This is a genomic window from Corynebacterium sp. HMSC034A01 (assembly GCF_001838175.1).
Taxonomy (GTDB): domain Bacteria; phylum Actinomycetota; class Actinomycetes; order Mycobacteriales; family Mycobacteriaceae; genus Corynebacterium.
On sequence record NZ_KV835919.1, the window covers coordinates 131,733 to 154,568 of the forward strand.

The following is a 22,836-nucleotide window of genomic DNA, read 5'->3' on the forward strand; positions in this document are numbered from 1 at the left end:
AAGGAGGCGCCTGAACATGGGGAAAGGTCACCGCACCGCGTATATCTACGCGATTTTGTGGCGGTTTGGATCGCAACACCGTTTATGGGTGACCACGTTCCCATGTGGGGCCAATGGCTTTATTGGGCTGGCTTGATCGCCGTAACTGTTTTGGGGTTTGTTATCGCGGTGCGTGAAAAGCGCCCCCTGCTGGGGATATTGTCTGTTCTTACCCTGCTTGCCTGGCCGATCACTCTCGCGGTGGCGTTGTTGTCCGGTCCGTTTGTCTGATGGGCATGTCCCCTACGACTCCGCATTGCGGACAACTGGGCCCGCACCAACTATTTAATTTTTCAAGCTGTTCTTCTCAACCACCCGGAACCAGATGCGCCCCTCCTCCTGCTTCGGCGGAATGAGTCTGACGGGAACCGGATCACGGAGCGGGAAGTCGTAGTAGTCCTCGCGGATCGCCTGGTTGATGTTGCGCTCCTCTACCGTGTCGCTGACGTTCAGGTTGTAGCGAATTTCGTGGAGTGCGCGCTTGTATACCTGTCGGCGAACTTTCGGCGCGAGATTCTTCTGCTCCACCGGCTTGTCGATGTAGCGGCGGGGTCCGCTGGGGGTCGGAACCTCGATGATCACTGAGTTGTGGCGCCAGTCGTAGGTGTCCCTGTGCTCGGATCCCTCGCTGCGCCAGTCGGGGTTGTAGCGGATCCGGACGGCCACGGCCATGCCGTCGATGAGGTCGCGGCGGAACCAGATGAAGGCCTGGCCAGGTTTCAGGGCGAAGATGAGGGCGAACCCGGCCGCGATTGGCAAAGCGAATGCGAGCATGAAGCCTGGAGGGCCGAAGATGCTCTCGAAGAGTCCGACGTACTTCTCCATGACAAACAAGATCGGCTGGCCAATGTACCGCTGGAGCAACTCAATGATGGTGTCGAAGAATCCGTCCATGGGCCAAGAATAAGCGCCCGCCGGGTGGGGCGGGCGTGGAAAACCGGAGGGACGTCGATAGGCTATTGCAACTTTGCTTGAGCCTCGGACCAGAGGCCCTCGAACTCCTCCTCGCTGAGGTGGGTGGCGGTGATGCCCTCCATGGAGTCGTAGGTGCGTGGGTGCGGAACGGTGCCCATGGGTTGGTTCGCCTGGCCGATGACTCGGCCGTCGACGTAGATGCCCGTGATGGTCTCGGCCGGGTCGAGCTCGATCATGCGGATCATGGTGCACTCGTGGGCTGAGATCTCCTCGAGCTCGGCGATATTGAGCAACTCGCCGCCGAGTTCGGGGACGTTGTAGTGGATGCGGACGAAATGTTTCACGTGAAACTCCTAGGAAATTCGGGAGGCGTACGCGGAGCAGATGACCAGTTGGCACATGTGGTAGATCATCAGCGGGATGATCAGCACGCCGAGCGAGGCGCCGCCGAAGATCACGGTGGCCATGGGCAGGCCGGTCGCGAGCGACTTCTGGGTGCCGCACATCTGGATGGCGACGCGATCCTCGCGCGGGAAACGTAGCGCCTTCGGGAGGATGCGGCTGAGCCACAGCATAGCGACGACCAGCACGCACGAGAACACCGTGAGGAACACGATCTCCCACGCGGAGACGTTGGACCAGACGCCAGAGACGACGCCGCGGGAGAACGCGGAGTAGACCACCATCCAGATGGAGCCGCGGTCCACGAGCTTGGTCGCCTTCGACTTGGCCAGCTCCCCCACCCGCGGGATGAAGTTGTGCGCCAGCTGGCCCAGGATGAACGGGAGGAGAAGCTGTAGGGCGATGTCGCCGAACACGGAGGCGTCCACGGACACCCCGTCGCCGGCGCCCATCAGCCACATCACCAAAAGCGGCGTGGCCACAACGCCGACGAGCGAGGACACCGACGCCGCCACCACCGCGCCCGAGACGTTGCCGCGCGCCACGCCGGTGAGCGCCACCGAGGACTGCACGGTGGACGGCACCAGCGACATGAACAGCAGGCCCTGGTACAGCTCCTCCGACATAAACGCCGTGGTGGGCCGCGCGAGGAGGCCGATCACCGGATAGATGACGAACGTGAACGCCAGGATCAGCGCGTGCAGGCGCCAGTTGGTCAGGCCTTTCAGCGCCTCCTGGGTGGACAGGCGCGCGCCGTAGAGGAAGAACAGCAGCGCGATGCCCAGCTTCACCGCGACGGCGAACCCGTCCGCGAACGCGCCCTGGGCGGGCAGCACGAACGCGAGTGCCGCCGCGAGAACGATGCCGACGAGAAGCGGGTCGAGCTTCTTCATCTACTCGGAAACGGAGATGTTGTCGCCGGCGTCGGTCACGGGGACCTCGCGCATGCCGGTGACGGCCGGGCCTGAGACGCGGGCGCCGTCGGCGATGCTGAATACCGAGCCGTGGGCGGTGCACTTGACGGTGTCGCCCTCAACCTTGGTGATCTTCTTCTGCTGGTGCGGGCACACGCTGGAGTACGCCACGTAGGTGCCGGCGGTGGGCTGGGCGATGATGAACTTGTCCAGGATCACCGCGGAGCCGACGGGCACGTCGGTCTTGGCAACTTCTTCGGGGGCCGCTTCTCCGCAGGCGGCGAGGAACGCACCGGCAAACGTGGTTGCGGTGCCGAGCAGGAACATGCGTCGTGAACAGGTCATGATGCGATCGTAGCGCCCTTCATGGCCGCGACGTACTCGGTCAGCTCGGTTTTCAGCGCGTCCATGTCGGTCACGCGGTTGCCGTCGATGTGCTTGTCGATGATGTTGGTGATCGCCGAGCCGGTGATGGCGCCCGCGGCCCCCGCGGCGATCGCGTCGCGCACGTGCTCCTGTCTGGAGATGCCGAAGCCCAGCAGCACCGGGGCCCCGCCGAACTTGCGCACATTATCGACGACCTCGCGCAGGCCCTCCACCGTCGCCTCCTTGTCCGCGCCAGTCACGCCGTCGCGGGAGATGGCGTAGATGTAGCCCCGCGAGTTCGTGGCCACCGCCTCGAGCGTGGCTTCCGAGGCCTTCGCCGGGGCGATGTAGATCGGGTTGATGCCGGCCGCTGTGGCGGCTGCGCTGAAGGGGGCGGACTCGCGCACGGGGACGTCGGGAAGCAACACGCTGTCCGCACCCGCCTCCTTGAACTCGGCGTAGAACCGCTCGAGGCCGCGCGCGTGCGCGACGTTGCCGTACACCAGCATGCCGATCGGCAGGTCCGGGTAGCGCTCGCGGATGGTGCGGATTTGCGCAAGCGCCTTATCGACGCTCGCTCCGCCCGCCAACGCCCTCACATGCGCACCCTGGATAGCTGGGCCGTCCGCGACGGGGTCGGAGAACGGAACGCCGAGCTCCACGGCGTCCGCGCCGGCGTCGACGACGGCGGAGACGATTTCCACCGCGTCCTCCGGGTTTGGGTCAGAGAGCATGATGAAGGGCACGAACGCGCCATTGCCGGCGGTGAAGAGTTTCTCGTAGCGGCTCATTTACTTCTCCTTCTTCTCTTCAAGCGTTGCTCGCACGTGGGCGATGTCCTTGTCACCGCGGCCGGACAGGGTAACCAGGATGTGCAACGGTTCGGCATCAGACGGGTGCTCGGCGGCGCGCTTCAGGGCGTAGCCGAGGGCGTGGGAGGACTCGAGCGCGGGGATGATGCCTTCGTGGCGGGACAGGGCCTGGAAGGCGTCGAGGGCCTCGTCGTCGGTGACGGGCACGTAGGAAGCGCGGCCGGACTTGGCCAGGTGGGCGTGCTCCGGGCCGACGCCCGGGTAGTCCAGTCCGGCGGAGATGGAGTAGGACTCCTCCACCTGGCCGTCGCCGTCGCACATCAGGTACGAGTACGTGCCGTGGAGCAGGCCGGTCGTGCCCTGGGCGATGGCGGCGCCGTGGGCGCCGAGGCCAAAGCCCTCTCCCCCGGGCTCGGCGCCGATGAGCTCGACGCCGTCGTCGTCGATGAAGTCCGCGAAAGTGCCAATCGCGTTGGAGCCGCCGCCGACGCAGGCGACCACCACGTCCGGTAGCCGCTCTGTGCGCTCGAGGATCTGGGCGCGGGCCTCGGTGGAGATCACGCGGTGGAACTCCTTGACAATCTTCGGGAACGGGTGCGGCCCGGCTGCGGTGCCGAGGAGGTAGTGGGACTCGTGGAAGGTGGCGGTCCAGTCGCGCAGCGCCTCGTTCACCGCGTCTTTTAGGGTGCCCGCGCCGGATTCCACGCCGACAACCTCGGCGCCCATCAGGCGCATGCGGTACACGTTCGGCGCCTGGCGTTCCATGTCGGTTTTGCCCATGTAGATCACGCACTCCAGCCCGAGCAGCGCGCAGGCGAGTGCGGTGGCGGTGCCGTGTTGGCCGGCGCCGGTCTCCGCGATGATGCGGGTTTTGCCCATCTGTTTGGCCAGTAGCGCCTGGCCGATCACCTGGTTGGTCTTGTGCGCGCCGCCGTGGACGAGGTCTTCGCGCTTGAGGAAGATGCGCGCGTTGCCCTCGAGCGGCAGGTTGCGGCACTCGGTTAGCGGGGTGGGCCGGCCGAGGTAGTCGCGGAGCAGGCCGCGGTACTCGGCCATGAACGCCTCGTCGTTAAACGCGTCGACGAAGGCTTGCTCGAGCTGGTCGAGCGCCGGGATCAGCGATTCGGGGACGAACTGTCCGCCGAACTCGCCGTAGTACGCAGGGAGCAGGGTCATTGTGTCAGTCCTTAGTTGTGGAAGTCGCGGATAGTGGCGAAGCCGCGCGTCAAAGCGGCGGCGTCCTTGTGTCCGCGGGGGTGTTCGAAGCCGGAGTTGAGGTCGAGGCCGGCGCAGCCGGTGCGCAGTGCGTCGGTGAGGTTGTCGGGCGTCAGCCCCCCGGCGAGCAGCGCGTCGGTGGTGGGGATGCGGGACCAGTCGAACCGCTCCCCCGTCCCGCCGGCGCCGGAATCGAGCACAAGCTTGTCGACGAGCTCCGCCACCCCCACCGCATCGTTGGGCCCGGTCATGTCGACGGCGCGCCACACCTGGACGTCGACCTCGCCGCGGACGCGCTCGATCAGCGCGCGTTCCGCCTCGAGCGAGCCCTGGTACGGGGCGTGGACCTGCACGGCGGCGACGCCGGGCTGGACCAGTTCGCCGTAGCCTTCGGTGCGTCGCGACACCGCAACGTAGTCCAGGCCCGGCTCCGCGGCGATGATCTCTGCGGCCGTTTCACGTGAAACATTGCGCGGGGAAGCTTCTTCGAAGATCAGCCCGCCGTATACCGCGCCGGCCGCCTTCGCCGCCTGGGCCGCGGATGCCGAGCGCAGGCCGCAGACCTTGTTCGGTCCGTAGATCAGCTCGCGGCATGCGCGGTCGATGTCCGGTTGGGAGGTCAGCTGCGAGCCGACGAGGAAGCCGTCGGAGTGTCCGCCGAGGCACCGCACGGTCGCGGCGTCGCGGATGCCGGACTCGGCCACCACCACTGCCCCGTCCGGCGCGAGCGCAGCGAGGCGCGCGGAGCGGTCGAGGTCGATGCTCAGGTCGTGGAGGTTGCGGTGGTTCACGCCGAAGATCTTCGCGCCCAACCGGGCGGCCCTCGCTGCCTCGTCCTCGTCGATGACCTCGGTGAGCACGTCCATGCGCAAAGACTCCGCCACCGAGGCGAGGTGCGTGTACTCCTCGTCCGACAGCACCGACAGCATCAGCAGCACCGCGTCCGCGCCGAAGTAGCGGGCGGCGTAGATCTGCACCTCGTCAATGATGAAGTCCTTGCACAGCACAGGCAGGTGCGTGGTGGCGGCGACGGTGGCGAGGTGGTCGTAGTCCCCGCCGAAGTAGTCGGGCTCGCACAGCACGGAGATCGCCGACGCGTAGCGGGAGTACACGCTCGCGATCTCCCCCGGTTTGTAATCATCGCGGATGGTGCCGAGCGAGGGCGAGGCGGACTTGCACTCCATGATGTAGGAGGCGCCGGGGGCGGCCAGGGCATCGTAAAGGGACCGCTCAGAATAACGTAACGTGTCGAAACTAACGTGACCCATACGCCCATGTATTCCGTCAATGTGACGTTTACGGTTCGCCACAATCTCGGTCAAAATCTTAGCCACTGTAGTCCGCCTCCTCGTGGGTGCGCAGCCACTGGGACACGGAGCCGTCGGCAAGCAATTGCTTCGCATGCGCGGTGCCCTCGGCGAGCGAGTCCGCCATGCCGTAGAGGTAGAACATCGCGCCGGCGTTGACGGCCACGGCGTCGCGGTGCGCGGCCGGCCCCTCCCCCGCGAACGTCGCGCGCATGGCGGCGGCGTTCTCTGCGCCGTCGCCTCCGCGGAGGTCCTCGAGCGTATGCTTATCGACGCCAAGCTCCGCCGGCGCCACCGTATAGTGCGAGATCTCGCCGTCTTTCAGCTCCCAGACGAGGGTGTCGCCGTGGACCGCTATCTCGTCGGTGCCGGCGCCGTGGACAACCAGCGCACGGGAGCGGCCGAGCGTTTGCATGGTCTCCGTAATAGTTGGCCCTAACCCAGGGTTTGCAATCCCCATAATTTGGAATTCAGGCCTTGCGGGACTCAATAATGGGCCCATCGTATTAAAGAGGGTGCTCACGCCGAGTTTTTTACGCACCGGCTGCACGAAGGCGATGGCCGGATTGTACGCCGGGGCAAACAGGAAGGTGAAGTTCGAGGACTCGAACTGGCGCACCGCGCGATCCGGGTCCAAGTCGAGCGGGATGTTTAGCGCCTCCAGCACGTCGGCCGAACCGGATTTAGAGGACACCGAGCGGTTGCCGCACTTGATCATCTTCACCCCGCCGGCCGCCGCGACGAGGGAGGCGGCGGTGGTGATGTTGATGGTGTTGGCGCCGTCGCCGCCGGTGCCCGCGGTGTCCATGATCCCCTCCCCCGTCACCGGGAACGGACGGCCCGCAGCGAGGAACGCCTTGGCCGCGCCCGCGACATCGGCGAAGGTCTCCCCGCGGGTACGGATTGTCGCCAACAACGCGGCGATGTGGACGTCGTCGTAGTCGCCGACGGTCAGCGGGGTGAATGCCTCAATGGCCTCCTCCAGGTTCGGCTCGGGGTTGTTGATGAAGCGGCGGAAGATCTCTACGTGGTCAGCCATTGTCGCGTCCTTTCTGCAGCAGGTGTTCCACGCAGCGCTCCAGGAGCTGGGGCCCTGCGGGGGTGAGGATGGATTCGGGGTGGAATTGGAAGCCGATGGAGTAGCCATCGTCGGTCTCAGCGGCCATGATCACCTCGCCGATCTGGGTGTCCGTCCAGGCCAGCGGCGTGATCCCTTGAGGCGCCTCGGTCGCGCCCAGGGAGTGGTAGCGGGCAACCGGCACGTCCAGGCCGGGTTGGCCGGGGGCGCCGCCGACCGTGAGGCCGTCGAAAAGCGAGTGCGAAGCGGTGAGCCGCATGGGCACCGAGGTGCCGTGCTCCGGCCCGCAAGGTTGCACGCGGCCGCCGAAATGCTCGATGAGCGCCTGGTAGCCCAGGCAAATGCCCAGAATGGGAATGCGGCCCTGGGAGCGTTCGATGACCTCCATCATGCAGCCGGCATCCGCGGGATAGCCGGGGCCGGGCGAGAGCACGATGAGCTCCGGGTCTGCGGCGAGCACCGTGTCGGCGGACACCGTGTTGCGGTAGACCACGGTGTCGAACCCTGCGAGCGCGTCGACGAGGTTGTAGACGAAAGAGTCCTGGTTATCCAGCAAAACGATCACTTGCGCACCTCCAGTTCGCGGCCCGCGGCGAGTGCCTGGAGCACCGCGTAGGCCTTGTGCAGGGTCTCGTCGGCCTCGGCCTGCGGTACGGAATCGCGCACCACGCCGGCGCCGGCCTGCACCGTGGCAACGCTATCGGCCACGAACGCCGAGCGGATGACAATGCAGGTGTCGAAGTCGCCGCTGCCGTGCAGGTAGCCCACCGCCCCGCCGTAGGAGCCGCGGCGCGTGCCCTCCACCCCGCGCAGCAGCTCGGTGGCGCGCAGCTTCGGGGCGCCGGTGAGCGTGCCCATGTTCATGCAGGCGCGGTACGCGTCCAGCGCGTCCAGGTCCGCAGCCAGCGTTGCGGTCACCCGGCTGACCAGGTGCATCACCCGCGAGTAGCGGTCCACCTGCAGCAGTTCGCGCACACGGCGGGTGCGCGGCTCGGCCACGCGCGCCATGTCGTTGCGGGCCAGGTCCACCAGCATGGTGTGCTCGGCCACCTCTTTGGCATCGGTGCGCAGCTCAAGCTCCATGCGGGTATCCAGCTCGTGGTTCACCGTCCCGTCCGGGTTCAGCCCGCGCGGGCGCGTGCCGGCGATCGGGTACAGCTCCACCTGGCGGGTGGCGTGGTCGAACTTCAGGTTGGATTCCGGCGAGGCGCCGAACAGCTCGTAGCCGGGTCCGCGCAGGTAGAACATGTACGGCGAGGGGTTGGACCCGCGCAGCCTGCGGTACGCCCCGAACGCGTCCGCGCACTGCGTAGTGAACGCGCGCGCCGGCACCACCTGGTAGATGTCCCCGTTCGCGATGTGGTCTTTGAGGTCTTCCACCTGAGCGCGGAAGTCCGAGTCGGAAACATTCGCCTTGACCACGGCACGCTCCGCCGACCCGGTGGAAGGCTGGTAGGCGGGCACTGGGCCGTCGATAAGCGATGCGAGCGGCTCGAGGTCGATGCCCTCCCCTGCGGCGTCCACCCCGGCGAGGTAGGCCGTGGACGTTTCGTGGTTGACGCGCAGGAGCACCTCGGCGAGCACGAACTGGAAGTCCGGGTAGGTATTCGGACCCTCGGCGACGGGCGGCAGCTGCTCGAAGGAGTCGAGGTAGTCATAGGCGAAGCCGCCGGCGAGGAACGGGAAGTCCTCGTTGCCGTAGCCGGCGCGGGTGGTCAGCGCGCGCAACACGTCGGCGGAGGACGGCGCGGTAAGGCGCTCGCGCTCGTCCGCGGCCTCGGACGCCGGGAACTCGTAGGTGTGCTCGGCGACGCGGTAGTCGTCCAAACCCAGGTTCGCCGCGATCACCTCGCCGGACGGGGTGAGCGGCTCCACCGTCACGCGGTTGCCGCTGCAGGTCACGCGCACCGAAGCGCGCAGCACTGCCACTGACTGCAGGCCGTTGCGGGTGGTGATGTCGGCGGACTCGAGCAGCACGGAATCGTCCGCGTCGAGCCCGCCGATGTGGGCGAAGAGGCTGGCCACGTCCTCGTGGTAGCGCACCTCGCGGTGGGTGTAGTGCATATGGTCCTCGGTTCTGTCGTATTCGTCGCACCGAGGGTGAAAAAAGGCCCGCGGCGCTTGGGGTGCAAGCTGGCGGGCCGTGACTTCGTAGGTGGCGCGCCAGTTAGGCGAGCCACCACCAGTTCAAAGAAGTCATGTACGTCACAGAGGACAACTATAGCGGAACCGATATTCTGCCGGGAATTTTATTCAGACAGGCGGTACTGTCCGCGCGGGGCTGAATCGACTAGGCCGTCCACCTTCAAGCCGGTGATGGCGGCGTGGGTGGCAACCTCCGGATTCGTGTGCGGGGCGTCCACAAGGCCGCGGCGGACAATCTCGGCGGCGATGTCCTTGTACGCCATCGGCTCCCCCGCCTCGCGCAACACATCCAGAATCGCTTCTTGCCAGGTCATGGGCACCTACTTCTGTTCGTCGGCGTGGCCGGCGGCTCGTCGTAAAGCATCGATGTTCACTGCGGGCTTCGGCTCCTCCGCCTGCTTCTCACGCGCCTGCTCCACGGCCGCGGCTGCACGCGCGCCGAAGTTGCCGCCGAGCGACGCTGCAACGACGGCCGCCACCAGCGCCACCGCCGGTAGCACCCACATCCACCCGGAGGCGATGAAGGAAAACGCAGCGCCGAACGCGAGCGCCACCGCCGCAAGCACCCAGAACGGGCCGGCGACCTTGTGGGCCTGGTCCCAAATCGCGCGGTCCTTGCGCACCGCCGGGACGTGGAGGCCGAACCACTTGTTGCCCGGCAGGTTGCCCATGGACGCCAGCATGCCGGGGATGAGCAGAAGCAGGGTCAGCAGGATGAAGACGATGCCGACAACGACGTTGAGGGTGCTCATATTTTCAAACGGGCTCATGGCTTTCAAGCATACGGCGTGGGCAGACACGAAAGAAAAGGGCAACAAAATGCAGTGTGCTGTATAATTACCGGCTACCCTGGACACATGAAAAGTAAGCTCTTAGGGTCACTGCTCTTCTGGGTAGTTGTCGCCATCATTCTCGGGTTCCTGTGCAGCCTGTTCTTCCCGGACTGGCTTGCTCGTGTCTTTATCACCTTCAACGGTCTGTTCTCCAACTTCCTCGGCTTCTTCGTGCCGGTGCTGATCTTCGCGCTCATCGCGCCCGCGATCGCGGGCCTGGGCCGCGGCGCAGGTAAGTGGCTGGGCATTACCGCGGGTGTGGCGTACGGATCCACCGTGCTTTCCGGCCTGCTCGCATGGGCGACCGGCGCCTTCCTCTACCCCAAGCTGTTGGCGGGCAAGGACCTGATCACCAACGTCGCCGACCCGGATGAGGGCGGTCTGGCCCCCTACTTCGAAGTTGAGATGCCGCCGCCACTGGCGATCATGTCTGCCCTCCTGCTTGCGTTCATCGTCGGCCTGGCCATGACGGCGGTGAAGTCCGACAACCTGTACAACGTGCTGCAGGAGCTCAACGACGTCGTGCTCAAGGTCGTGGTCACGTTCGTGATCCCGCTGCTGCCGCTGTACATCTTCGGCACCTTCCTGGGTCTGGGCATGAACGAGAACTTCGGCGACACCATGGCCGCCATGGGCGTGGTGCTGCTGTTGTCCGTGGTCATGACCGTGGTCATCGTGCTGCTGCAGTACCTGGTGGCCGGTGTCGTCGCGGGCGTGAACCCGTTCCGCGCCCTGAAGAACATGCTGCCGGCGTACTTCACCGCCCTGGGCACCTCGTCGTCCGCCGCGACCATCCCGGTCACATACGAGTCCACGCTGAAGAACAACGTTGACGAGGACGTCGCCGGCTTTGTGGTCCCGCTGTGCGCGACGATTCAGCTGTCCGGCTCGATGATGAAGATCATGCTCTACGCCCTGTCCATCGTCTACATGGCCAGCTTGGACATCTCGGGCGGCCAAATCATCGGCTTTATCCTCCTGCTGGGCATCATGATGATCGCGGCCCCGGGCGTGCCGGGCGGCGCCATCATGGCGGCCGCGGGCCTGCTGCAGTCCAACCTGGGCTTCGACGACTCGATGCTCTCGCTCATGATCGCCTCCTACATCGTCGTCGACTCCTTCGGCACCGCCGCAAACGTCACCGGCGACGGCGCGGTCGCGCTGATCGTGAACAAGTTCGCGTCGGGCAAGATCAAGGAGCAGAAGCTTAACGACGAGCCTTCGGCCGCCCCCGCCGCCGGCTCCACCGCCGTGTAGCAGTCCCCTGCTGCCGAGCTGAACCGCCCTCCGGGGCGGTTTTCTTTTGCCGTGTTTCACGTGAAACATCGTCTGTGTCCGCGCCACCCCGCGCCCGGCGCAATCGACTACCCTCTTGCGCATGCCCTTCGAGATCGTCACCACCCACTTCGTGGCCCACGAGCGCGACCTCGAGGAGGCGTACGAGCTCTACCGCGAGCGCATCGAAACGAGCGGCGCTGTCATCTCCGCGGTCTCCCCTCGACCGCACCCCATCGAGGAGGAGTTCACCCTCTGGGACCTGCGCTGCCAGGCCGCGTACGACAACCTGCCCGCCCCGGACCAGATGCGGCTGTACGAGCTCAACGCGCTCGTGGACTTCGCCACCACCAACCGCGACAACGCCATCGAGAAATTCTTCTTCGAGGACCACGACGCGCCGACGCACCTCCCCGCCAGCCTCGGCGGCCTGACTGACCTCACGCTCCGCGACGAGCCGCACGGCACCCTGTCGCTCACCACTATCGTCTACCTCGGCTCACCCGAGCACATGCTGCGTGCGCAGAAGCTTTTCGACGACACCGTGGCCGACCTCAACGCCGTCGCCTACCAGCCGTACGTGGCCCCGCTTGAGGGCACGGAGCACGCGGGGCTGGTCGGTCCCCTGTGGCTTCGCGATGCCACGCTGAACATTATCGGCAAGGGCGACGGGTACTTCTCCCCCGGCAAGGACGCGTGGGCGGGGTGGTTGTTGACGTCGGATGGACCGGAGGACGTCGATAGGCAACTGCACGAACACATCGAAACTGACGCCGTGGTGATCACGCGCGCGGTGCAGGAGCCGTTTTAGGCACGAAAAAGCACCGGCGCGGAGGAAGGGAAACTCCGCGCCGGTGCTTTTTTCAGCGCCGTGGTTACGGCGTCATCTGCGGGCTCAGCGGATCAACCTGCTCCGGGGCCTCAGCGCCGCCCAGCGGCGAATCGGACACCTCGGCGCCACCCAGCGGGGAGTCGGACACCTCGGCGCCGCCGAGACCGGTGTCGCCGGAAGCGGAGCCGCCGACCGAGGAACCACCAGCGGAGGAGCCGCCAGCGGAACCGTCGGATGCGGAGCCGCCGGAGGAAGAGCCGCCGGACACCGGGTCCTCCGAGGTGATGGCGTCGGACGGGGTGACCCCGGTGGTGTCGGTGTCGCCGTCGCTGTCATTGCAGGCGGTGAGGCCGGCGGTAGCCAGCACGAGTGCGGTAGCCGATGCGGCAATACGAGTGTTTGCAGACATAATTCTCCTTCTCGTGTCGGATTCATCCCGGGGTGTCTCGCCCGGATCACAAACTTTCTACGGGGCCTGTCTGCGAAACCCTTGTGAGCCGAGGGGGAACTCTCGTACTGCTTCGTGGCAGAAGAATAACCCGGCCCCTACGCTGCGGGAACCGGGCTATTCGGGTGCGGGATTTACATCGGCAGGCCCGGCATTGCCGGGAGGGAGAGGCCCGGGATGGAGCCGGAGAACGCCGCTGCGGCGCCGAGCAGGGCAACGAGGGCGAGCGGCACACCGATCAGCACGCCCAGGGCGGAGGAACGGTAGTCGCTGTCCTCGTGCGTCAGGCCCTTGATGCACACGCCGGAATTGGTGGAGCTGCCCACACCAGCCTTGTCGTAGGCGTCGTCCAGAGCCTTCTGGCGGCGCTCCTTCTCCTTCTCGTTCGGGGCGCTCTCGATGTACTCCTTTGCTTCTTTCTGAGCCTCCAGGCACTTCTGGTACGCCTCAGAGGAACCCATCTTCCCCTCGCCGTCGGCAGCGTATGCCGGTGCGGTGAGGGCGGACAGGGACAGGGTTGCTGCGAGAGCAGCGGTAGTGATTCGCTGCATAATCGTCTCCTTGTGTCGGTTTGATTACCTGCCAAGGAGTTAACACGTGTCTAATAGGCGCTTTCAACCGATTCGGGGAATCGTTTTCAAAATGAGACAAAAGTGGCGGATTACGCCGGCAGTTTCGGCATACTCGGAAGGGAAACGCCCGGGACTATGCCTGCAGCCGCGGCTGCTGCGCCGAGTAGCGCCACAAGGGCGAGCGGCACACCGACCAGGACGGCGATGACGCCGCCGCGGTAGGTCGGGCTGTTGAGCATGCTCTTGATGCACACGGCGTCCGGGTTAGAAGAGCCGCCGTTCTGTCGCAGTTCTTCCTTCTCCTTCTCATTCGCGGAGCCAACCAGACCGCGGCAGTGCTGGTAAACCTCGGATGAGGTCTTCTCGTCCTCCGCCGCATGTGCCGGCGAGGCCAGGACGGACAGGGACAGTGGTGCCGCAACGGCAGCGGTGGTCATGCGCTTCATGGTGTTCTCCTTGTGTTGATCGGGTAACCCGAAGCCAGAACAACACGTGTCCACAGAATCCCGCACGGCAACTCAGCAAAATGTGTCCAAACTGAGACACGAAAAACGGCCCGCCCCACCGAGGGAACGGGCCGAGAAACGCTCAGGCGAGCTGAATTAGAACGGCAGAGCCGGGAGGGAGACACCCGGGATAGCGCCGGTGAAGGCTGCTGCTGCGCCGAGCAGTGCGACGAGGGCAACCGGGACGCCGATCAGCAGGCCCAGGATGCCGGACTTGGTGTCCGGGTTGACGATGAGCTCCTGGATGCACTCGCCGGTGGCGTTGTTGGAGCCCTTCTCCTTGCCCGGCTCAGCCTTGTCGCCGCCCTTGCCAGCGGTGGCTGCCTTGCCCTTCTCGGACTCGGCCTTCTTGCCCTCCTTGCACTTCTTGTACACCTCGGAGGATCCGACCTTCTCGCCAGCAGCCTGGTCGCCCTCAGCCTGGGCGGAGCTGCCCTGGTTCTCCTTGGCCGGGACGGTGTCGGCGTCGGCCGCGAATGCCGGGGCGGACAGTGCGGACAGGGACAGGGTTGCTGCGACGGCAGCGGTGGCGATGCGCTTCATGGCAATCTCCTTTAAGTAAATCGGGTACCTGCCAGTGATCTGACAAGTGTAAAAGTCGTATCGCCCACCCGTCACATTGCGTTACACGGGGTTACCCTGAACACATGCCAAAGATGAAAGAGATTGCTGCTGTCCTCGGTATTTCCACACTTGTGGGCCTTGGTGGCGCGGGTGCCGTCTACAGCGCCATCGACGTCCCTGAGCGCGACCAGTTCACCGTCCAGGCAGCCGGTGCGCCGAGCGCGACTATCGACGACCCGCAGGACGTCCTCACCCCCGAGGACGAGCAGCGCCTCCAGCGCGACACCGCCAACATCAACGCGGCCGACGTGGTCACGGATTTCCACTACATGGTGTTCAAAACCAACCACGAGAACATCCTCGACGACGTTGAGGAGCTGCTGCGCTCGCAATACCCGGAGCTGATCGACCAGTCCAAGGGTGAAAACGGCCGCCCCGCCGACGGCGTGCTCATCGTGGGCGTCGGCCTGGATCCGCGCCAGGCGTTCATCTACGGCGGCGACGATGTCACGCAAGAGCTCATGCTTGACGACGACTCGTATCGCGAATCCCTGCTGGATGCCATGAAACCCGGCGTGAACGAAGGCAACATTCCCTCCGGCCTGTTCCGCACGGCGAACCTGGCCATGGACGCGGATGGGCTCTCGGATAGGAAGTTCAGCGACGCAGAGAACGACCGAGGCGGGGCGATTATTGGCGCAGGCATGGGCGGGTTCGGCGCTTCCACCGCGGTTGGTGCGGGTGTGGTGGCGGTGCGGAGCAATCGTCGTAAGGCAATTGCGAAGGCCCGCGAGGACTACGAGCTTGTCACCCACGAGTACACCCGCCTCGCGGGCCGCCTGGACGAGGTGGATGTGCGGGCGAACTCGCTGTCCTCGGCGTTCGCGGACGAGACGCTGCGCCGCCAGTGGGCCGAAGTGCGCGACCGCTTCCTGGGCATGAACGAGCTGGTCCACGGCGCGCAGGGGCTGAGCTCGATCAACATGGACGACGACAAGGACGTGTATAAGCACCGCAAGCAGCTTGCGGACGCCGCCGAGTCCGTGGACCACGTCTCCAACGCCGAGGACAACATCGACCGCCTATTCGGCGTTGAGCACGGCGATCCGGCCACGCGCCGGGCGGACCTGAGCACGATCCGTGAGGACATGCTGCGCGCCCGCACCGAGGTGAAGGATGCCGGGCTGCGCCAGGAGCTGGACTATTTGATGCAGCGGATCGAGGCGCTGGACGCCAACCCCTCCTCCCCCACCTTCGTGGACGACTTCGTGCGCGTGTTGGGCGATTACCGCGTGATCCTGGACCAGGTGAAGAAGAAGCAGTTCAGCGACGTCAAGGAACGTGAGAAGCTCACCGCGCCGGCGGTCTACGAATCCGGGTTCTGGTACGGCGGGTACGTCCCGTACGTGCACATGCACGCCTGGCACGAGTCCAACGTGAAGGCGGATCAGGCGGCATCCTCGAGCAGCAGCTCCGTGTCTTCCTCGGGATTTAGCGCCGGGGGTGGCAGCTCCCGCTTCTAAAAGAGTGATTTGCCCCACTTTTTGGATTTCAACTTTCCTTTAATCAATCCGTGCTTATACTTAGACGCGGAGAAATTCGAAGCGCGGCCCGCCACCTAGAACACGAGGTGGCGGGCCACTTCTTTTTGGTGGGGGCATCGGGTTAAAACGCCAAAGAATAGCGGAATCCCCTCCGCCTACTCGCACTCTAAATGGGGGGGTGGGTGAGTGCTCAACCGGTCTCGGGGGGGGGATGGACCGTGGGCGGAGGGGCCCAAAAGCGAATATAGACTATCGCCACCAGTGTGTCTACATGTAGCGCGAAAAAGTTTCTCGGTGCAGGTGGGAGGGGGCTATGGGAAGATAGCCGGCATGACCATCCAGGCCCGGGCGCTGACGTATAAGCGTGAGAAGGAGCAGTCGGCCGCGATCCGGCTGTTGCACGCGGACAACGCCCCGGTGCTGCTGGCGGTAGTGGCGGAGCACTTCCCACGCGGCGCAGAGGCGAGGCCGGCGGAGCAGCTCTACCAGCTCATGGCGGACGACTTTGCAGTGCTGCGCGGCACCTTCGAGCTCCCGAAAACACCGCAAGCGTACTGCAACGACTGGGTCAAAGCCGGGTGGCTCGTGCGCAAGTCCGGCACCAAAGAGACGGGCGAGACGCTCGAGCCTAGCGAGCAGGCGCTCACCGCCCTGCACATGATGGACAGGGTCAGTGCGCCGAGATCGGCGGTGACGGCGAGCCGGGTGGCGTCGATAAGCAATGCCCTGCAAGCGCTCGCGCGGGACACGGACCCGGACATCGATTCGCGCCTGAAGCACCTCGAGGCCGAACGCACCCGCATCGAGGCGGAGATTGAGCAGGTTGAGCGCGGTGAGTTCGAGCTGCCCTCCCCTGCGACCGTGCGCGAACGGGTGGGCGACATCTTGGGCCAGGCGAGCGCGATCCCGGGCGACTTCGCCCGCGTGCGCCACGAGCTGGAAACGCTGAATTCGCAGCTGCGCCGCCAGCTGCTGGACCCGGAGGGCTCGCGAGGCGACGTGCTGGACGAGATCTTCGCCGGCGTGGACCTGATCGGCGAATCCGACGCAGGCAGAAGCTTCAACGCGTTCTACTCGCTGGTGGTGGACCCGGAGCGCGGCGCGTGGCTGGACACGTGGATCGGGCAGGTGCTCGAGCGCGCGGACAACGCGGCGATGACGGCAGAAGAGCGCGCGCAGTTCCGCACCCTGTTCCGCGACATGGAGGACGCCGGCTACGAGGTCAACCGCATGATGACGCGACTGGCCCGCAACTTGCGCAACTACGTGGCCAGCGAGCAGTTCGCCGAGGACCGTCGCATGATCGAGCTGTTGCGCGACACCCGCAAGCTCGCCGCCGACGCTGCGGAGCGCGAGGAGCTTTCAGCCACGCACAAGATGGACACGCCCTTGCAGCGCATCGGCATGCAGATCGCCTCGGTGGCGCAGATCAAGCTCGCGGACCCGGGCGCGGAGGTCATCACCACCGAGGTGGAGGCGTTCGAACCCGGAGAGGGCGACGCGGAGGCGCTCTACCAAGCGGTGCGCGAAAGCGAGATCGATTTGGAGGAGCTGATTGCGGCGGTGGGTGAGACGGTTGGGCGGGCCGGAGGGGCGTCGATAGGCAAGGTGCTCGAGCGCCACCCCGCCACCCAGGGCTTGGGGTCGGTGGTGGGCCTTGTGTACCTGGCCCTCAAGCACGGGGTGCAGCAGGACGGCAGCGAAGAGGTGCGCTTCGAGGAGGACGATGGCAGCATTCGCTTAGCGACGGTCCCGCGGTGGCACTTCGACGCGGAAGCAGTAAAGGAGATGCAATGACGGAACCGCTGTGGACGGGCGACACAGGCACCCTGTCCGAGGAAACCCGGCGCGCCCTGGTGGACCTGCTGAAAGGCCCGCTGATCACCGCGGACCGGAAGAAGGAGACGTGGCACGCCATCACCACGGACACTGAGGCGCTGCGCTCGCGGCTGCACGACGTGTTTTTGGAGCTGGTGGTGGACGAGGACGCCGGCATCGCGTTCACGCGCCACGTCCGCCCGGACAACGAGGACGTGAAGGTGCCGCCGGTGCTGCGCACCGAGGCGCTGACGCACCTGCAAACCGCGATTTTGCTGCAGCTGCGCCACGAGCTGGGCATGTCCACGCCGGGCGAGCGCGTCGTGGTGGGCGAAGACGAGCTGTACGGCGCCATCAGTTACGTCCGCGCGGTGGACAACCGAGACGAGTCCGGGTTTAAGAAGCGGTTCACCGCGGCGGTGAACACCATCCGCAAGTACAGCCTGCTCACCGACACGGAGACCGAGGGCCGCTGGGAGGTCTCCCCGGTGCTGCGTCACATCTTCGACGCGGACACGGTGCACGCGCTGCGCGAGGAGTACCTGCGCCTGGCCCAGGAAGGGGATAAGCAGTGACAGCACAATTTCGTCTGGCGCGCGTGCAGCTGGTCAACTGGGGCACGTTCGACGGCTACTACGACATCCCCGTCGGCCAGCGCGGGTTTTTGATCACCGGCGCGTCCGGCTCGGGCAAGTCCACACTTATCGACGCGTTTTCCGCCGTGCTCGTCCCTCCCGGGAAACTGCGTTTCAACGCCGCGGCCCAGCAAGAAACAGGCCGCGACAAGGGGCGCAGCCGCGTGTCTTACATCCGCGGCGCTTGGCGACGCAGCGAGGACCCGGCCACCGGCGAGATCCGCAGCCAGTACTTGCGCTCCGGGGCGACCGCCAGCATCGTCGCGCTGACCTACCGCGCCGGCAGCGAGGTGCTCACGCTCGCGGCGATCTACCGCTTGAACGCGGGCCAGCAGCAGGAAGCGCAGGTGAAAACGCTCTACGGCATTTTCCCCAGCGAGGTGGACGTGGACGGGTTTGTGCCGTTGCTGCAGAACTCCCTGGACAAACGCAAACTGGAGGCGAAGTACAAGACCGCTGGCGTGACGTTCACGGAGCAGTACTCCGTGTTTGCCAACCGCTTCCGCTCCAAGCTGGGCATCGGTAGCGAGGAAGCGCAGATGCTGCTGCACCGCACGCAGTCCGCGAAGTCCCTGTCCAGCATGGACGAGCTGTTCCGCAACTACATGCTGGACGTACCGGGCACGTTCCAGGTCGCGGAAGATGCCGTGGCCACGCACGAGGACCTGCGCCAGGCGTACGAGCGGCTCGAGGACGTCCACCAGCAGATTGAGACGCTGGCTCCCCTGCCTGGGCTGAACACCAAGCTCAAGGATGCGCAGGCCACGCAGGAGAACACCGCCGCGCTCTCCGCGGCCCTGCCGCACGTGCGGCGCGCGATTGAGGCGAAGCAGCTGAGCGAGCGTATCGACGTCAGCTCCGCCCAACTCGCCGCCCTCGAAGTGCAGACGCAATCCCTCTCTGCGAGGAAGGAAGTGCAGCAGGAGGCGGTGCAGCGCGCGGCGGTGCAGCGGGAGCAGGTGGCCGGTCAGAGCCTGGGTGAGATCGAGCGCAACATCGCCCGTGAGGAGCACGAGCTTGTTGCGCGGGGCGCGAAGCTGCGCGAACTGGCGGCTCTGGTGCAGTTGGACGGTGCGCTGGACACCGAGCGCTTCGCGGAGCTGAAGGCCCAGGCCTCGGCGGAGCTGGCGGCCGCGCCGGAGCAGGAGGAGCGCCTGCGCGAACAGTGGTTCAAGGCCCGAAGCGAACACGAGAGGTGTGCTGGCGCGGAGGCGGCGGTGGAGGCGGAGTTGGCGTCGTTAGGCAACCGCTCCTCCAACATTGACCAGCGCTACGTGGAGGTGCGCGCGCAGCTGTGCGCGGATACCGGGCTGACGGTGCGCGAGCTGCCGTACGTGGGCGAGCTTATCGACGTGCTGCCCGAACACGCCGAATGGGAACCCGTGATCCAGCGCCTGCTCGGCGGGTTTGCCGCGACCCTTTTGGTGCCGGCGGAGCGTGAGCGCGAGGTGAGCGGTTGGGTCAACGGGCGGCACCTGGGGATGCGGCTGGAGTACCGCACCGTGCCCGAGGGCGTGGAAGTCCCGCGCGGGCCGAGGAACCCGCAGAGCCTGTTTCACAAGGTGCGCGTGGTGGAGCACCCGATGCGCCCGTGGCTGATGCGCATGCTGGCCACCACCTTCGACTACGCCCTGGTGCGCACCGTGGACGAGCTGGAGAGGCAGACCCAGCGCGCGGCCACCATCGACGGCTTGGAGCGCAACCCGGCCGATAGGACCGGCTCCGCCAGGTACGTGAAGAACGACCGGCTGCGCCTGGGCGAGCGGCGCAACTACCGCCTCGGCTCCTCCAACCACGCAAAGGTGGAAGCACTCCGCGCGGAGCTTGCGAAGGCGAAACGCGCAACGACGGCGGCGGGCAACCGTCTGGCGGAGGCACAGCGCAAGCAGGAGGCGCTGGCCAGCGACGTTGCTAAGGCTCGGGATATTGCCGGCATGGAGTGGGCCAGCGTGGACACCGCGAGCGTCGAGGAGCAGTTGGCGGGGCTGCGCGCTGAGCTTGAGCGGCTCACCTCCTCCCCCGAAGCCAAGGAGCTTGAGCGGGCGTGGCGTGAGGCCTCCGACACGCTGAAGGCAACCGAGCAGGAGTTGCGCGGCGTGCGCGACGAGCTCGCCGTGGCCAAGCGGGCGCTGCAGGACGACCAGGCGCGGCTGAAGCGGATCGAATTGGAGCACGTGGAGGTGGACCCGGCGCTGGCGGCAGAATTGGAGGCGATGCTGGCGGCCACCACGCGCCGCCTGACCCCGGAGAATTTGAGCGACAGCGCCTTCAAGGTCACCGCGCAGCTGGACGCGCAGGCGAAGCAGGCGGCGAAGACGATCACGGAGTCCAGCAACGCCGTTGTGAACATCCTGTCCAACTACAAGTCCCAGTGGTCCGCGGAGTCCGCGGAACTGCAGGCCACGGCCGATTTCGCCGGCGAGGCCATCGCGCGGCTGGAGATGCTGCGCTCGGACCGCCTGCCGGAGTTCCGCGGCCGCTTCCTGGACCTGCTCAACGGCCAGTCCGTGATGCACCTGAACACGATTTACAAGGAGCTGCAGCGCGCGAAGGGCGACATTGAGACCAACCTGGGCCCCATCAACGCGTCGCTGCGCCGCTCCCCCTACACCGAGGGGCGCTACCTGCAGATTGAGGTCCGCGACAACCGCGACCGCGTCGTGCGCGACTTCCTGCAGGACCTACGCGAGGCGACCGCCGGCAGCCTGAGCGAGGCGGACGAGAAGACCGCCATCGAGCGCTACCACCGCCTGGCCAAGATCATGGACCGCCTCGGCTCCTCCGAGCGCGCCGACCGCAGCTGGCGCACCGTCGTGCTGGACACCCGCCGCCACGTGAAGTTCGTGGGCAACGAGGTGGACGCCGAGGGCACTGTGCACAACACCCACGTGGATTCCGCGTCGTTGTCAGGCGGCCAGGCGCAGAAGCTTGTGTTCTTCTGCCTCGCCGCGGCGCTGCGTTACCGCCTTGCGGGCGTGGACGCGGACGTGCCCCGCTACGCCACCGTGGTGCTCGACGAGGCTTTCGACCGCGCCGACCCCGTGTTCACCCGCACCGCGATGGACGTGTTTGAAAGCTTCGGTTTCCATATGGTGCTGGCCACGCCGATGAAGCTGATCAAGACTCTCTCCCCTTACGTCGACGGCACCATCGTGGTCCACTACACCGAGGACCCCGTCGCGCGTTCCACCTTCGAGTTCATTGATACCCATGCGTCTGCCTGACCAGCTGCCCGTCAAGTTCAACATGGAGCTTTTGCTTCTCGACGAACCTTCGGCCACCTCCGTTCCCCTGCATCCCCCAACACGCGCGCAGGTGCTTGCCGACGAAGCCGCCGCCCGCGATTTCGTCCGCGCCTGGCAGGCATGGGAGCCAGCCGAGGAGGTGGAGTGGGTCACCCGGTCCTGGGCGGGTCTGGGCAAACAGGACGTGCCCGTGCGTGTGACGTTGAGCGGGTGGGACCGTATCGCGGAGGTGGCCGGCCGCGCCGGGGAGGTTGCGCTGGCCCGCGAGCGGTTCGCGGTGTTGGTTGGGGTGTTCCCGGAGTGGCCGGAGTTCCGGGAGCGGGCGGCGCACTTGTGGTCGTCGTGGCTGGCGTTGGAGGATGATGACTTCACCCGCCTGTGCCTCGCTCTGCGATGGTTTCACGTGAAACCATCCTCCGGTTTGCGCGCCCGCGCCGTGCCCATCGAAGGCCTGGACACGAAGTGGATCGCCGCCCACCGGAGGTTGCTACAGCGCCTGCTCGAGGTGGCTGACCTGGGTCTTGCCGAGGGCGACCGGATGATGCGCGTGCGATTCTTAGATGGCTCGCTTGCGCCCGCTGCGGGGTTGCTCGATGTGGCCGTGCCGTTCGGGTCATTGGATTTGCCGGACGGTTTGTTGGTGATCGTGGTGGAGAACAAAGAGACGTTCTTGGCCCTCCCCCAAGCTCCCGAGGGTTCGGGCGCGGTCCTGGTGTGGGGCTCCGGGTACACCGCCGGCGCGCTGCCAGAGCTGCCGTGGGTGCGCGCGGCGCGCCGGGTCCTGTACTGGGGTGACGCGGATGCGGACGGCTACGCCATCCTCAACGCGCTGCGGTCGCGGCTGACTGGCGAGGGTTCTTTGGTTCCCGTGGTTAGCGTGGCCATGGACGTGGACACGGTGCAGCGTTTCCTGCATCTCGCGGTGGCCGACCCCGGCGACACGACCCGGGTGCTCCCCCACCTCACCGACGACGAGGAACGCGCCCGCCGGTTCCTGGTCGCCTCCGGTGCGAAGCGCCTGGAGCAGGAGCGCGTGTCGTTGGAGTGGGCGTTGGCGATGCCGGAGTTCGCGGCGGTGTGGGGTGGTACCGTGGGCGGTACCATTGCCGACGCAGGAGTAGACGATGACTGAACGCTTGTCGGATAAATACACCTACCAAACCTTCTGGTCTGAAGAGGACGGTGAGTACGTGTCCACCGTTGCCGAGTTCCCGTCCTTGAGCTGGCTCGATGAGGACGCCCAGCGGTCAAGTGCTGGACTACGGAAGCTTGTCGCCGAGGTAATCGCAGACATGCAGCAAACCGGTGAACCTATCCCCCAGCCGTTCGGTCAGCGCGTAGCGCCTTGAGAGCCTTACGGGCAGTCGACTT

General features: G+C 66.0%; 25 protein-coding genes. 9 read left to right on the top strand and 16 right to left on the bottom strand.

Translation table 11 applies throughout. The features are described 5' to 3' along the window. Positions 1-84: 84 nt before the first annotated feature. Positions 85-270: a hypothetical protein gene (locus tag HMPREF2791_RS00785; RefSeq protein WP_210400139.1), complete on the top strand. Its 186-nt coding sequence runs from the start codon at positions 85-87 to the stop codon at positions 268-270. A gap of 54 nt (positions 271-324) precedes the next feature. Here the strand turns inward: HMPREF2791_RS00785 and HMPREF2791_RS00790 are convergent, their stop codons facing one another. The 12 genes from HMPREF2791_RS00790 to HMPREF2791_RS00845 form a co-directional block, all read right to left on the bottom strand. After that, positions 325-933 (bottom strand): hypothetical protein, encoded by a 609-nt coding sequence (locus HMPREF2791_RS00790; RefSeq protein WP_070475431.1) that lies wholly within the window; start codon positions 931-933, stop codon positions 325-327. 62 nt (positions 934-995) lie between these two features. After that, the gene (locus HMPREF2791_RS00795) at positions 996-1,298 is read right to left on the bottom strand and encodes a hypothetical protein (RefSeq protein ID WP_070475434.1); all 303 of its coding nucleotides are present in this window, start codon (positions 1,296-1,298) and stop codon (positions 996-998) included. A 9-nt stretch (positions 1,299-1,307) separates the two neighbouring features. After that, the gene (locus HMPREF2791_RS00800) at positions 1,308-2,249 is read right to left on the bottom strand and encodes a bile acid:sodium symporter family protein (RefSeq protein ID WP_070475435.1); all 942 of its coding nucleotides are present in this window, start codon (positions 2,247-2,249) and stop codon (positions 1,308-1,310) included. Then, positions 2,250-2,615: a Rieske (2Fe-2S) protein gene (locus HMPREF2791_RS00805; protein ID WP_083327837.1), complete on the bottom strand. Its 366-nt coding sequence runs from the start codon at positions 2,613-2,615 to the stop codon at positions 2,250-2,252. After that, positions 2,612-3,427: a tryptophan synthase subunit alpha gene (trpA, locus tag HMPREF2791_RS00810; RefSeq protein WP_070843828.1), complete on the bottom strand. Its 816-nt coding sequence runs from the start codon at positions 3,425-3,427 to the stop codon at positions 2,612-2,614. The genes HMPREF2791_RS00805 and trpA overlap by 4 nt, the downstream gene beginning before the upstream one ends. Next, positions 3,428-4,624 (bottom strand): tryptophan synthase subunit beta, encoded by a 1,197-nt coding sequence (gene trpB, locus HMPREF2791_RS00815; protein ID WP_070843829.1) that lies wholly within the window; start codon positions 4,622-4,624, stop codon positions 3,428-3,430. An 11-nt stretch (positions 4,625-4,635) separates the two neighbouring features. Then, positions 4,636-6,066, bottom strand: a complete 1,431-nt coding sequence (gene trpCF / locus HMPREF2791_RS00820; protein ID WP_083327838.1) for a bifunctional indole-3-glycerol-phosphate synthase TrpC/phosphoribosylanthranilate isomerase TrpF — start codon at positions 6,064-6,066, stop codon at positions 4,636-4,638. Next, on the bottom strand, positions 5,990-7,009 hold the full coding sequence (trpD, locus tag HMPREF2791_RS00825; protein WP_070843831.1) for an anthranilate phosphoribosyltransferase: 1,020 nt from the start codon (positions 7,007-7,009) through the stop codon (positions 5,990-5,992). Before trpD ends, trpCF begins: the two co-directional genes overlap by 77 nt. Continuing rightward, positions 7,002-7,613, bottom strand: coding sequence for a glutamine amidotransferase-related protein (locus HMPREF2791_RS00830; protein ID WP_070843832.1), 612 nt, complete (start codon positions 7,611-7,613; stop codon positions 7,002-7,004). Before HMPREF2791_RS00830 ends, trpD begins: the two co-directional genes overlap by 8 nt. Next, entirely contained in the window at positions 7,610-9,112 is a 1,503-nt protein-coding gene (locus tag HMPREF2791_RS00835) for an anthranilate synthase component 1 (protein WP_070843833.1), read from the bottom strand. Before HMPREF2791_RS00835 ends, HMPREF2791_RS00830 begins: the two co-directional genes overlap by 4 nt. A gap of 185 nt (positions 9,113-9,297) precedes the next feature. Beyond that, positions 9,298-9,507, bottom strand: coding sequence for a winged helix-turn-helix domain-containing protein (locus tag HMPREF2791_RS00840; RefSeq protein WP_070843834.1), 210 nt, complete (start codon positions 9,505-9,507; stop codon positions 9,298-9,300). A 6-nt stretch (positions 9,508-9,513) separates the two neighbouring features. Beyond that, positions 9,514-9,963 carry an SdpI family protein gene (locus tag HMPREF2791_RS00845; RefSeq protein ID WP_246825279.1) on the bottom strand — a complete coding sequence of 150 codons (450 nt, stop codon included), beginning with the start codon at positions 9,961-9,963 and terminating at the stop codon, positions 9,514-9,516. Positions 9,964-10,050: 87 nt separating this feature from the next. Here HMPREF2791_RS00845 and HMPREF2791_RS00850 point away from each other — a divergent pair, with 87 nt between their 5' ends. After that, positions 10,051-11,283, top strand: a complete 1,233-nt coding sequence (locus HMPREF2791_RS00850) for a dicarboxylate/amino acid:cation symporter (RefSeq protein WP_070843836.1) — start codon at positions 10,051-10,053, stop codon at positions 11,281-11,283. A gap of 121 nt (positions 11,284-11,404) precedes the next feature. Then, entirely contained in the window at positions 11,405-12,112 is a 708-nt protein-coding gene (locus HMPREF2791_RS00855; RefSeq protein WP_070843837.1) for a hypothetical protein, read from the top strand. Between the two features lie 64 nt (positions 12,113-12,176). On the opposite strand, the gene HMPREF2791_RS11970 is transcribed toward HMPREF2791_RS00855, so the two are convergent. The 4 genes from HMPREF2791_RS11970 to HMPREF2791_RS00875 all read right to left on the bottom strand — a co-directional run bounded on the left by HMPREF2791_RS11970 (position 12,177) and on the right by HMPREF2791_RS00875 (position 14,202). Then, positions 12,177-12,542 carry a hypothetical protein gene (locus HMPREF2791_RS11970; RefSeq protein WP_168168279.1) on the bottom strand — a complete coding sequence of 122 codons (366 nt, stop codon included), beginning with the start codon at positions 12,540-12,542 and terminating at the stop codon, positions 12,177-12,179. Between the two features lie 173 nt (positions 12,543-12,715). After that, on the bottom strand, positions 12,716-13,132 hold the full coding sequence (locus tag HMPREF2791_RS00865) for a hypothetical protein (RefSeq protein ID WP_070843839.1): 417 nt from the start codon (positions 13,130-13,132) through the stop codon (positions 12,716-12,718). Positions 13,133-13,242: 110 nt separating this feature from the next. After that, positions 13,243-13,599, bottom strand: a complete 357-nt coding sequence (locus HMPREF2791_RS00870; RefSeq protein ID WP_070843840.1) for a hypothetical protein — start codon at positions 13,597-13,599, stop codon at positions 13,243-13,245. A 156-nt stretch (positions 13,600-13,755) separates the two neighbouring features. Further along, complete coding sequence (locus HMPREF2791_RS00875; protein ID WP_070843841.1) at positions 13,756-14,202, bottom strand: hypothetical protein; 447 nt, start codon at positions 14,200-14,202, stop codon at positions 13,756-13,758. Between the two features lie 104 nt (positions 14,203-14,306). Here HMPREF2791_RS00875 and HMPREF2791_RS00880 point away from each other — a divergent pair, with 104 nt between their 5' ends. The 6 genes from HMPREF2791_RS00880 (at position 14,307) to HMPREF2791_RS00905 (ending at position 22,814) form a co-directional block, all read left to right on the top strand. Continuing rightward, the gene (locus HMPREF2791_RS00880; RefSeq protein WP_070843842.1) at positions 14,307-15,746 is read left to right on the top strand and encodes a DUF5129 domain-containing protein; all 1,440 of its coding nucleotides are present in this window, start codon (positions 14,307-14,309) and stop codon (positions 15,744-15,746) included. A gap of 351 nt (positions 15,747-16,097) precedes the next feature. Next, a complete protein-coding gene (locus tag HMPREF2791_RS00885; RefSeq protein WP_070843843.1) occupies positions 16,098-17,564 on the top strand; it encodes a DUF3375 domain-containing protein in 1,467 nt (488 codons plus the stop codon). Further along, positions 17,561-18,160, top strand: coding sequence for a DUF4194 domain-containing protein (locus tag HMPREF2791_RS00890; protein ID WP_070843844.1), 600 nt, complete (start codon positions 17,561-17,563; stop codon positions 18,158-18,160). Before HMPREF2791_RS00885 ends, HMPREF2791_RS00890 begins: the two co-directional genes overlap by 4 nt. After that, positions 18,157-21,444 (top strand): ATP-binding protein, encoded by a 3,288-nt coding sequence (locus tag HMPREF2791_RS00895; protein ID WP_070843845.1) that lies wholly within the window; start codon positions 18,157-18,159, stop codon positions 21,442-21,444. Before HMPREF2791_RS00890 ends, HMPREF2791_RS00895 begins: the two co-directional genes overlap by 4 nt. Continuing rightward, on the top strand, positions 21,431-22,597 hold the full coding sequence (locus tag HMPREF2791_RS00900) for a DUF3322 domain-containing protein (RefSeq protein WP_070843846.1): 1,167 nt from the start codon (positions 21,431-21,433) through the stop codon (positions 22,595-22,597). The genes HMPREF2791_RS00895 and HMPREF2791_RS00900 overlap by 14 nt, the downstream gene beginning before the upstream one ends. Beyond that, a complete protein-coding gene (locus HMPREF2791_RS00905; protein ID WP_070843847.1) occupies positions 22,590-22,814 on the top strand; it encodes an antitoxin HicB in 225 nt (74 codons plus the stop codon). The genes HMPREF2791_RS00900 and HMPREF2791_RS00905 overlap by 8 nt, the downstream gene beginning before the upstream one ends. Positions 22,815-22,836 lie beyond the last annotated feature (22 nt).

Coding starts and splice junctions, on each gene's coding strand:
- HMPREF2791_RS00785 (WP_210400139.1), top strand. CDS start 85: ATGGGTGACCACGTTCCCATGTGGGGCCAATGGCTTTATTGGGCTGGC.
- HMPREF2791_RS00790 (WP_070475431.1), bottom strand. CDS start 933: ATGGACGGATTCTTCGACACCATCATTGAGTTGCTCCAGCGGTACATT.
- HMPREF2791_RS00800 (WP_070475435.1), bottom strand. CDS start 2,249: ATGAAGAAGCTCGACCCGCTTCTCGTCGGCATCGTTCTCGCGGCGGCA.
- HMPREF2791_RS00805 (WP_083327837.1), bottom strand. CDS start 2,615: ATGACCTGTTCACGACGCATGTTCCTGCTCGGCACCGCAACCACGTTT.
- trpA (WP_070843828.1), bottom strand. CDS start 3,427: ATGAGCCGCTACGAGAAACTCTTCACCGCCGGCAATGGCGCGTTCGTG.
- trpB (WP_070843829.1), bottom strand. CDS start 4,624: ATGACCCTGCTCCCTGCGTACTACGGCGAGTTCGGCGGACAGTTCGTC.
- trpCF (WP_083327838.1), bottom strand. CDS start 6,066: ATGCGAAGCAATTGCTTGCCGACGGCTCCGTGTCCCAGTGGCTGCGCA.
- trpD (WP_070843831.1), bottom strand. CDS start 7,009: ATGGCTGACCACGTAGAGATCTTCCGCCGCTTCATCAACAACCCCGAG.
- HMPREF2791_RS00835 (WP_070843833.1), bottom strand. CDS start 9,112: ATGCACTACACCCACCGCGAGGTGCGCTACCACGAGGACGTGGCCAGC.
- HMPREF2791_RS00840 (WP_070843834.1), bottom strand. CDS start 9,507: ATGACCTGGCAAGAAGCGATTCTGGATGTGTTGCGCGAGGCGGGGGAG.
- HMPREF2791_RS00845 (WP_246825279.1), bottom strand. CDS start 9,963: ATGAGCCCGTTTGAAAATATGAGCACCCTCAACGTCGTTGTCGGCATC.
- HMPREF2791_RS00850 (WP_070843836.1), top strand. CDS start 10,051: ATGAAAAGTAAGCTCTTAGGGTCACTGCTCTTCTGGGTAGTTGTCGCC.
- HMPREF2791_RS00855 (WP_070843837.1), top strand. CDS start 11,405: ATGCCCTTCGAGATCGTCACCACCCACTTCGTGGCCCACGAGCGCGAC.
- HMPREF2791_RS11970 (WP_168168279.1), bottom strand. CDS start 12,542: ATGTCTGCAAACACTCGTATTGCCGCATCGGCTACCGCACTCGTGCTG.
- HMPREF2791_RS00865 (WP_070843839.1), bottom strand. CDS start 13,132: ATGCAGCGAATCACTACCGCTGCTCTCGCAGCAACCCTGTCCCTGTCC.
- HMPREF2791_RS00870 (WP_070843840.1), bottom strand. CDS start 13,599: ATGAAGCGCATGACCACCGCTGCCGTTGCGGCACCACTGTCCCTGTCC.
- HMPREF2791_RS00875 (WP_070843841.1), bottom strand. CDS start 14,202: ATGAAGCGCATCGCCACCGCTGCCGTCGCAGCAACCCTGTCCCTGTCC.
- HMPREF2791_RS00880 (WP_070843842.1), top strand. CDS start 14,307: ATGCCAAAGATGAAAGAGATTGCTGCTGTCCTCGGTATTTCCACACTT.
- HMPREF2791_RS00885 (WP_070843843.1), top strand. CDS start 16,098: ATGACCATCCAGGCCCGGGCGCTGACGTATAAGCGTGAGAAGGAGCAG.
- HMPREF2791_RS00890 (WP_070843844.1), top strand. CDS start 17,561: ATGACGGAACCGCTGTGGACGGGCGACACAGGCACCCTGTCCGAGGAA.
- HMPREF2791_RS00900 (WP_070843846.1), top strand. CDS start 21,431: ATGCGTCTGCCTGACCAGCTGCCCGTCAAGTTCAACATGGAGCTTTTG.
- HMPREF2791_RS00905 (WP_070843847.1), top strand. CDS start 22,590: ATGACTGAACGCTTGTCGGATAAATACACCTACCAAACCTTCTGGTCT.